General features: G+C 73.6%; 8 protein-coding genes. 5 read left to right on the forward strand and 3 right to left on the reverse strand.

Annotated elements, in window-relative coordinates; all coding sequences use genetic code 11:
- Nucleotides 1-4: 4 nt before the first annotated feature.
- Nucleotides 5-856, reverse strand: a complete 852-nt coding sequence (locus AB0J39_RS21385) for a Nif3-like dinuclear metal center hexameric protein (protein WP_363467332.1) — start codon at nt 854-856, stop codon at nt 5-7.
- 85 nt (nt 857-941) lie between these two features.
- On the opposite strand from AB0J39_RS21385, the gene AB0J39_RS21390 reads away from it, so the two are divergent.
- The 4 genes from AB0J39_RS21390 to AB0J39_RS21405 all read left to right on the forward strand — a co-directional run bounded on the left by AB0J39_RS21390 (nt 942) and on the right by AB0J39_RS21405 (nt 5,645).
- Nucleotides 942-2,000, forward strand: a complete 1,059-nt coding sequence (locus tag AB0J39_RS21390) for a dipeptidase (protein ID WP_363467335.1) — start codon at nt 942-944, stop codon at nt 1,998-2,000.
- A 17-nt stretch (nt 2,001-2,017) separates the two neighbouring features.
- Nucleotides 2,018-3,181, forward strand: coding sequence for a M20/M25/M40 family metallo-hydrolase (locus AB0J39_RS21395; protein WP_363467338.1), 1,164 nt, complete (start codon nt 2,018-2,020; stop codon nt 3,179-3,181).
- On the forward strand, nt 3,178-4,134 hold the full coding sequence (locus AB0J39_RS21400; RefSeq protein WP_363467340.1) for a GNAT family N-acetyltransferase: 957 nt from the start codon (nt 3,178-3,180) through the stop codon (nt 4,132-4,134). Before AB0J39_RS21395 ends, AB0J39_RS21400 begins: the two co-directional genes overlap by 4 nt.
- 185 nt (nt 4,135-4,319) lie before the next feature.
- Nucleotides 4,320-5,645, forward strand: coding sequence for a HAMP domain-containing sensor histidine kinase (locus AB0J39_RS21405; RefSeq protein WP_363467343.1), 1,326 nt, complete (start codon nt 4,320-4,322; stop codon nt 5,643-5,645).
- Between the two features lie 10 nt (nt 5,646-5,655).
- Here the strand turns inward: AB0J39_RS21405 and AB0J39_RS21410 are convergent, their stop codons facing one another.
- Nucleotides 5,656-7,311: a 5-guanidino-2-oxopentanoate decarboxylase gene (locus tag AB0J39_RS21410; protein ID WP_363467345.1), complete on the reverse strand. Its 1,656-nt coding sequence runs from the start codon at nt 7,309-7,311 to the stop codon at nt 5,656-5,658.
- A 104-nt stretch (nt 7,312-7,415) separates the two neighbouring features.
- Entirely contained in the window at nt 7,416-8,468 is a 1,053-nt protein-coding gene (locus AB0J39_RS21415; protein WP_363467347.1) for a D-isomer specific 2-hydroxyacid dehydrogenase family protein, read from the reverse strand.
- A gap of 309 nt (nt 8,469-8,777) precedes the next feature.
- On the opposite strand from AB0J39_RS21415, the gene AB0J39_RS21420 reads away from it, so the two are divergent.
- The coding region (locus tag AB0J39_RS21420) for an SCO2524 family protein (protein ID WP_363467350.1) at nt 8,778-9,409 on the forward strand (632 nt) is incomplete at its 3' end.

Raw genomic sequence — 9,409 nt, forward strand, 5'->3', positions numbered from 1 at the left:
TCCCTCAAGATGCTCGGGGGTCCAAGTCGGTGGTCGTCGCCGTCCAGGCGTCGGTGACGGCGTCGGAGACGCGCGCCTCAACAGTAATGCCCCTGGCCGCCAGCGCTGACGTCAGACGCCGGGCGGCGTCCGCGAGCCACGGCCATTCCGTGGCCCAGTGGGAGGCGTCGACGAGCGCGGGCCCGTCCGCCTCCAGGTGCTCGCTGGCCGGGTGGTGCCGCAGGTCGGCCGTCAGGAAGACGTCCACGCCCGCGGCCCGTGCCGTCCCCAGCAGCGAGTCGCCCGCGCCGCCGCAGACGGCGACCGTACGCACCGGCCGGTCGAGATCGCCCGCGACCCGCGGCGGGCCCGCCGTGCGGGGCAGCCCGGAGGCGGCCAGCGCGGCGAACTCCCGCAGCGGCATCGGGGCGGGCAGGTCGCCGACGCGGCCGAGCCCGCGGCGCGGGTCGGCGGCGGAGGGCTGGAGGGGCCGCAGGTCCCCGGTCAGGCCGACGGCCCGCGCGAGCGCGTCGGAGACCCCGGGGTCGGCGACGTCGGCGTTGGTGTGCGCGGCGTAGAGCGCGGCGCCGCCGCGGATGAGCCGGTGCACGACCCGGCCCTTGAAGGTCGTGGCGGCGACGCTCGTGGTGCCGCGCAGGTAGAGCGGGTGGTGGGTGACGACGAGGTCGGCCCCCCAGCCGAGGGCCTCGTCCACCACCACGGCGACCGGGTCGACCGCGAACAGGATCCTCCGTACGGCCTGCTCCGGGTCGCCGCAGACGAGGCCCACCGCGTCCCAGGGCTCGGCCCACGAGGGGTCGTACAACGCCTCCAGGCGTTCGACCACCTCGGCGAGGGTGCAGGAGATCGATTCCACCCGCGCACACTACAGCCTGCTGGCGGAACGTTCCGGGAGGAGTAACGTCCCATTTGACGCCCCGCCGCCAGGAAGGATCCCCAGCGTGCCCGTTGATCAGCAGAGCCTGCACGTCAGGTCCGTGGTCGCCGACACCCACAACGACCTGCTCATGGCCGTCTCCGCCCGGCCGCCCGCGGCATGGGCCTCGTTCTTCCGCGAGCAGTGGCTCCCCCAGCTCGTCCAGGGCGGGGTCGACGTGCAGGTGCTGCCCGTGTTCGTGGAGAGCCAGTTCCGCCCGGAGGGCGCGCTGCGCCAGACCCTGCGGATGATCGAGTGCGCCCACGTGCTGGCCGAGGGCAACCCCGACACGGTGGCGCTGTGCCACGACGGGCAGCAGATCGACGAGGCCCTCGCCCTCGGCAGGATCGCCCTGGTGCTGGCCCTGGAGAGCATGCCGGGGATCGACGAGAGCGTCGAGCTGATCCCGGCCCTGCACCGCCTCGGGGTCCGCGTCGCCTCGATCGCCCACTGGGGCCGTACGGCTCTCGCCGACGGCAGCGGCCAGGACGGCACCGGTTCCAGGCTCACCAGTCACGGCGTCGAGGCGCTGCGTGAGATGGAGCGGCTCGGCATGCTCTTCGACATCTCGCACCTGGGCGCCACGGGCGTCGCGCACGTGCTGGAGATCGCGACCCGGCCCGTCATCGCGACGCACTCCTCCGCGCGCGCCCTGCGCGACCACCACAGGAACCTCACCGACGAGCAGCTCAGGGGCGTCGCCGCGGGCGGCGGCGTCGTCTGCGTGAACTTCCTCGCCGCCTTCCTCACCGAGGACGCCCGCTCGGCCACGGTCGACCATCTCGTGGACCACATCGAGCACATCGCCGGTGTCGCCGGCATCGACCACGTGGGTCTCGGCCCCGACTTCGTGCGCGAGGTGTACGCCGACCTCACCCCGCCGTGCTGCGAGGGCTTCAGCTACTCCGGGATCGACGCGAACGCCGCCATCCCCGGGCTGGAGGGCCCGCGCGGCCTTCCGCTGGTGACCGACGCGCTCCTCAAGCGGGGGTTCGCCGACGAGGAGATCCAGAAGATCCTGGGCGCCAACGTGATGCGCCTGTTCCGCGCCGAGCTGGGCCGCACGGCGCGGGAACGGCAGTAACGGTGGACCCGGAGGCCATGCTGGCCGACCTCGAGGAGCTGGTGCTCTGCGAGTCGTACTCCACGGACCACGAGGCGGTGGCGCGCAGCGCCCGCGTCGTGGGGGCGCTGGGCCGCAGGCTGCTCGGCGCCGAGCCGGAGACCCTGGTGATCGACGGGGTCACCCACCTGCGCTGGTCGTTCGGCGCGCCGCGGGTCCTGCTGCTGGGCCACCACGACACCGTCTGGCCCGTCGGCACGCTGCGCGAGCACCCCTGGTCGGTGCGGGACGGGGTGGCGCGGGGGCCCGGCGTGTTCGACATGAAGGCCGGTCTCGTGCAGCTCTTCCACGCGGTCGCCTCGCTGCCGTCCCCCGAGGGCCTGACCGTGCTCGTCGTCGGGGACGAGGAGCTCGGCTCGCCGACCTCCCGCCCGGTGATCGAGTCGATCGCGTCGCGGTGCGCCGCCGCGTTCGTGCTGGAGGCGAGCGCGGACGGCGGCGCGCTGAAGACGGCCCGCAAGGGCATCTCGCGGTACGAGCTGACCGTGCACGGCCGGGCCGCGCACGCCGGTCTCGAACCCGAACTGGGGGCCAACGCCGGCGTCGAGCTGGCTCACCAGGTGCTCGCCATCGCGGACATCGCGGCCCAGGTCGAGTCGTCGTCCAGGGCGGGGGCGACGTCGGTGACGCCCACCATGCTGACCGCCGGGACGAGCACCAACACGGTCCCGGCACGGGCCCGGGTGGCCGTCGACGTACGCGTACCCGATCGGGCGGCGCAGCGGCGGGTGGACGAGCTGATGCGGGCGCTGACCCCGCGCACTCCGGGTGTCCGGCTGGACCTGCGCGGCGGGCCGAACCGCCCGCCCCTCGACGCCGCCGCCTCCGCCGGGCTCTTCGACGTCGCCGTACGGCTCGCGCGCGAGCTGGGCATGGCGCCGTTGCGCGGGGCGGCCGTCGGCGGCGGCTCGGACGGCAACTTCACGGCCGACGTCGGCTGCCCGACGCTCGACGGCCTGGGCGCGGTGGGCGGCGGCGCGCACGCCGCCGGGGAGCACGTCGTGGTCGCCGAGATGCCGGCACGCGCCCGCCTGGTCGCGGCGCTGGCGGCGTACGTGCTGTCGGGCGGGCCGATCGGCCCCGGCGACGACGCCGCCCCCATGGCACGGGACACGAGGCGGACCCCCCAGGAGACCGCGTGAACCCGGAAGAGCGCGTGAACCCGGAGAACCGCGTGAACCGGGAGGACCGCGTGAACCGGGAGGACCGCGTGAACCGGGAGGACCGCGTGAACCCGGAAGAGCGCGTGAGCGCCGGGGACCCGGGGGACCCCGCCGTCGCCCGGGACCAGGCGGCCGCGGCCGCCGCACAGCGCGGCCTGCGGATCGCCGAGCTGCGCACGATCGCCGAGTTCGCGCGGGCGGTCCGGCTGTTCGACGGCATCTGGCACCCGGAGCCGTGGAACCCGCCGGCCACGGCGGAGCTGATGCGGGCGCTGACCCACGCGGGCGGGTACGTCGCCGGGGCGTTCGACGGTGCGGAACTCGTCGGCGCCGGGGTCGCCTTCCTCGCGGCGCCCGCGGGGCGGGCGCTGCACTCGCACGTGACCGGGGCCGTGCGGCCCGGCGCCGGATTCGCCCTCAAGCTGCACCAGCGGGCCTGGGCCCTGGAGCGCGGCCTGAGCCGGATCACCTGGACCTTCGATCCCCTGGTGCGCCGCAACGCCCACTTCAACCTGGCCAAGCTCGCCGCGCTGCCGGAGGAGTACCTGCCCGACTTCTACGGGCCGATGGGCGACGCGGTCAACGCCGGCGACGAGTCCGACCGCGTCCTCGCCGTGTGGCGGCTGGACGACCCGTGGGTGGCGCGGGCGTGCGACGGCCTGCCGTACCGGCCCGCCGGGGCGGACGGCGCGGTGGCCGCGCTCGCCGAGCGGGACGGGCGGCCGGTGGCCCTGGACACCGGCGCCCCGGTGGTGCTCGTCTCCGTGCCCGCGGACGTGGAGTCCCTGCGCCGGACCGCCCCGGAGACGGCCAAGGCGTGGCGGCACGCCGTACGCGACGTGCTGGGCGGGCTCATGGCGGTTGGCCGTCCGGTGACGGGCTTCGCCGGCGGTCGCTACGTCGTCGGACCTCGCCCTTCCGCGACGGAGTGAGCCGGGCGCGTACGAGGCCGGAACGGGTAAGGACCGGACAGCGACGTCCCCGGCGACTGCGGCGATCACCGGCAGAGGTAACGTGCCAGAAGAGCCGGGTGGGGAGGCCCGGCGGCGGGCCACGAATCCTGGTTGGTCATCTGATTACCGGGGGGAATCAGATGAGCGGGTGGCGGGGATCCCCGGTGCGGATCCGCTTGACGGTGCTGGGGAGCGCGGTGACGGCGCTCCTGTGCGCCGTCGCCGTGCTGCTCGTTCTCCTCGTCCTGCACGGCACCGCCGAGCGGTACAAGACCGACGAGATCACCACCACCGCCGTACGCCTCGCCTACCAGGCCAAGCGCGACCGGCTGCCTCCGGTGCTCCTGGATCAGGACCTGGCCGGCGTGCAGGTGATCGACCACGGCGGCCGGATCGTCTCCGTCAGCGACAGCCTCGTGGGGCGCCCGCGCATAGCCGCGTTCCGGCCGGAGCTGACGAGCCCGGAGACGAGCAAGCAGCTCTGCGACTCCCCGGCGTTCCCGGGCCGGTGCGTGGACGTCGTCGCCTTCCGCTTCCACAACACCGGCGGCCTGTGGACGATCTACGCGGCCGACGACCCCGTGCCGTGGTATGTCAGCGGCCCGCTGCTCGCGGCGCTGCTCGGCGGCTCGCTCCTGCTGGTCGCGGTGACCGCGCTCGGCACCTATCAGACCGTGCGCAGGGCGCTCGGCCCGGTCGAGGCGATCACGAGCAAGCTGGCCAGGATCACCGCCACCGACCTCAGTCAGCGCGTGCCGGTGCCGAAGCACCACGACGAGATACGCCGGCTCGCCGAGACCGCCAACCAGACCCTGGACCGGGCGGAGACGGCCGTCGAGCGGCAGCGGCGCTTCGCCTCCGACGCCTCCCACGACCTGCGCAGCCCGCTGACCGCCATGCGCACGGAGATCGAGGAGGCGCTGCTGCACAGCGAGGACGCCGACTGGCCCGCCACCGGACGCGCCCTGCTGGGCAGCTGCGACCGTCTGCAGGCGCTCGTGACCGACCTGCTCCAGCTCGCCCGGCTCGACTCCGGCGCCTCACCCCGGCGCGAGCCCGCCGACCTCGGCGGCCTCACCGCCCGTGAGCTCGACCGCAGGCCGCGCAAGGTGGAGATGGTGCGGCACCTGACGCCCGGCGTCGTCGTCGTCGGCAACCGGATGGCCCTCGCACGCCTGCTCAACAACCTCCTCGACAACGGCGAGCGGCACGCGGCCTCCACGCTGACCGTGACCGTGCGCCGCGAGGACGGCAAGGGCGTGCTGGAGGTGCTCGACGACGGCGCGGGGATCCCGCCCGACAAGCGGGAGTTCGTCTTCCAGCGCTTCACCCGGCTCGACGCCGCCCAGTCGAAGGACGCCGGGGGCACCGGGCTCGGCCTGTCCATCGCCCGCCAGATCGCCCAGGCGCACGGGGGGACGCTCACCATCGAGGACAGCGACCGGGGCGCCCGTTTCGTGCTGCGGCTCCCGCTCGCGCCCGCCCGCTGAACCGCCGCGGCTACTCCTCCTCGGGCACGACGATCACGGTGGGCACCGGAACGCGCAGGGCCTCGGCGACCGCCTCCTCCAGCTCCCCCGGCGTCTTGACGGCGCGGCCCCGCGCGCCGTACGCGGCGGCGAGGGCGGGGAAGTCGGGCGCGTGCAGGTCCACGGCGACCGGCCGCATGCCGCGCTCGCGCATCTCCTCGCGGATCTCCCCGAAGCCGCCGTTGGCGGACACGACGATCGGCAGGCTCAGCTCCAGCTGCACCGCCGTGGCCAGCTCCTGCAGGCTGAACTGGAAGGCGCCGTCGCCGGCCAGCGCCACCACGGGAAGGTCGGGCCGCCCGAGCTTGGCGCCGATGGCGGCCGGCAGTGCGAAGCCCAGCGTGCCGAACCCGGTGGGGAACAGGAATCGCCCGGGCGGGTCCATCGGCATGCCGACGAGCGCCCCGTGGTAGACGACCATCGAGTTGTCGCCCACCACGACGGTCTCCGGCGGCAGGGCCCGGCGCAGCGCCGCGAGCTGGCCGGACCACCTGCGGGTGAGCTCCTCTAGCTCCGCCGTGTGGCCCGTGCCGGGGTCCCGCTCCCGGCGCGGCCGCGGCACGACGCCCTGCCGGTCGAGCCGCTCGGCCAGCCCGCGCATGGCGAGCTCCGCGTCCGCGACGATCGCCACGTCGGCCACGTGGTCGCCGTGCATCTGCCCGGGGTCGATGTCGACGCGCACGAGGCGGCCGGACAGGGTGAAGGCGTCGTCCCACAGGTCGGCCGGGCCCAGCTCGGTGCCGACGGCCAGCACGACGTCGCACGCGGCGAGCCATCGGCGGACGGCCGCCAGGTGCAGCGTGGCGCCGAGCACCAGCGGGTGGCTCTCCGGCACCGCGCCCTTGCCGTTGACCGTGGTCACGACCCGCGCGCCGAGCCGTTCCGCCAGGCGCATCGCCAGACTCCCCACCGGCGGCGCCTCGCCGGCCGGGCTCCGCCGGCCCGGGCACTGCGCTCCGCCGCCGAGCACGAGACCGGGGTGGCGTGCCGCCCGCAGCAGCCCCGCCGCCGCGTCGAGAGCCCCCGGATCGGGCTCGCGGCGCGTGATCAGGTACGGCGGAACGATCTTGACCTGCCCCTCCAGGTCGAGCAGGTCGAAGGGAATCTCGACGTGGACCGGGCGGGGGCGGCCCTCGGCGAAGCGCCCGAAGGCGCGGGCGACGGCGGCGGGGATCTCCCGCACGGTCGTCACGCGGTGGCTCCAGGCGCACAGCGCGTCGATCGCCCGCGACTGGTCCCTGCTCTCGTGCAGGTAGCCGCGGCCGTCGCGAGGATGGCCGGTCGGGACGCCCGGGGAGACGAGCAGGATCGGTGAGGAGTCGGAGTACGCCTGGCCGAGGGCCGTGGCCGCGTTGACCACGCCGGGGCCGGTGGTGGTGACGACGACGCCCGGCCTGCCGGTCACCCTCGCGTACCCGTCGGCGGCGTATCCCGCGCCCTGCTCGTGCCGCGGCGTCACGCACCGCACGCCCGCCCGGTCGAGCTCCTCGTAGATCGCGAGGTTGTGGGTGCCCGGAATGCCGAAAATCGTGTCGACGCCGTGCAGCCGCAGCGCCTCGACCAGGGCGCGCGCCCCCGTGGGCGTCGTGATCGTCCCCGCCGGGGGGATCGGGTCATGGCCGTCCACGTATCACTTCCCGGAAGAGCGGAGGGGTTTGTCTTGGGTTTCCCAAACGGTTTCCCCTTTTCACGCGCCGCCCTACCGTTCCGCGTGCCGGATTTTTCCTCGGGTCATCGGAAACGCGGCCGGGGACGCGATCCCACCTCGTGTTCGTCCGATCCGTACGTCAGCACATTCGCGATGGACTTCACCGCCTGGCGCACCATCCGGTGCATCGCCTCGGCGGTGTGGGAGGCGATGTGCCCGGTGATCAGAAGGCGGTTGGGGAAATCTCGCCGCAATTCGATGGCTTCTTCGCATTCCGGGTCATAGAAGCCGTCGAAGACCGCCATGCCGACGCGGCCCTTCTCCAGGCCGGCGTACAGGGCGCCGGGACTGACGATGGCCGGGCGGGCGGTGTTGACGAGGATCGCGCCCTCCGGCATCCGGCCGATCACCGTCGAGTCGACCATCGACCTGGTCTCGCCGGTCTCCGGCACCATGACCACGAGGATGTCGCTGGCGGCGGCCAGGTCGAGCAGGGGCAGGTAGGAGATGCCGAGGTCGTGCTCGGCGTCGGGCCTGCGGGTGCGGCTGAAGTAGGACACGCGGACGCCGAAGCCCCGGCGCAGGATCTCCGCGATCCGCCGGCCGTTCGCGCCCATCCCGATGATGCCGACGCTGCGGGCGGCGAGCTCGTGCGGGAGTTCTTCGGAGCCGTGCCAGCCGGGGACCCGGTCGCCCAGGTGCCGGGGAATGCCCAGGTTGGCGTTGACGATCTGCGCGACCGTGAACGTCGCGACCGCGTCCGTCGCCGCCCCCGGCGTGTTCGTGACGGCGATGCCCAGCCGGTCGGCCGCCGCGACGTCGACGAAGTTCTCGTAGCCCACCCCGAGGAAGGCCACGACCCTCAGCGTCTCGCGCGCCTCGCGCAGCGCCGGCGCCGTCGCCCGCTCCTCGCCGCCGTGCAGGTAGGCGACCGCCCCCACCAGCTCGCGCGCAAGCTGGTCCTCGGTCAGCGGCGACGCGGGCCGCCGTACCGTGAGTCCCTGCCGGGCGAGCGGCTCCAGCAGCGCCGCGTCGATGCCCGTCCCCGTGACCAGGACCGTCCCGCCTTCGCACTCCGCTCCGGCCGCAGGCCGCGGCTGTGCGGGACGACAGTCCGTTATATCCCTTGGAGCCACGGTTTGGGACATTTCAAATATCTCTCAGACTTGGGACATATATGTCTGTTTTTCTCTGGGGTATCTCTCCAATCACAACAACCAGGCGGCGTACGAAATACCACGGATGGTCCAGGCGACGGAGCAGGAATCCAATGGTATAAGGGTTGTGGTGGTTCCGTCTCCACCTGAGTCGGAAAAGGAAACCCCTAGGGAGGGTCTGGGGGACCCCGGCCTCGGTCCCGCCCAGCCACACGTGCGTCCATTTCCGCGTCCAGGGCGGTGCGGAAAGGGCGCGGCAAGGACGGCGCAGCGCAGAGAGGGCCACGAATGAAACTCCAGCCGCGACAGCAGCTTCTGGAGCTGTGGGAGGCGGCCGCACGCGCCTCCTACCGGGACGGCGCCTGGGCGTGGGGAGGCCGGGACGGGTCGAACTCGATCTCCGACGCCGAGCAGCTCCTGTGCTTCATGTATCCGGCCTCCGAGCTGCCCGGCTTCCGCCTGGACACGCCGGACGAGACGGCCGACGACGTACTGGCCGCGCTGTCCGTCCTCGGCGACGCGGTCGAGATCCCCAAGCTGCTCCTCAAGATCATTGGGCAGTACCTGCGCACGTACACCGCGGACGACGGCCGTCCGCTGTTCTCCGGCGGCAGCTACTTCCGTCCGGTGGACGACGACGAGGCGAAGGTCACCCCCGAGCAGCTCCAGCTCGACGTGGTCGACTCCTTCTCGATGTCGGTCACGCTCATGCTCGGCACACTCGGCTTCCTGAAGGTCTTCCGGCAGAGCGTCCGGCGCGAGCCCATCCGCCGCGAGATCCGCGAGCTGGAGGACCTGGCCAGCAAACGGCTGTCGGCCGCGATGGCGGGCCTGCTGCGCAGCTTCACGGTCAACGCGTTCGACCCCGGCTCCACGGCGGGCGCCGCGCTGCTGCGCACCGTCAACCAGACCGGCGCGCC

The organism is Microbispora sp. NPDC049633, assembly GCF_040675265.1.
In the GTDB taxonomy this organism is placed as follows: domain Bacteria; phylum Actinomycetota; class Actinomycetes; order Streptosporangiales; family Streptosporangiaceae; genus Microbispora; species Microbispora maris.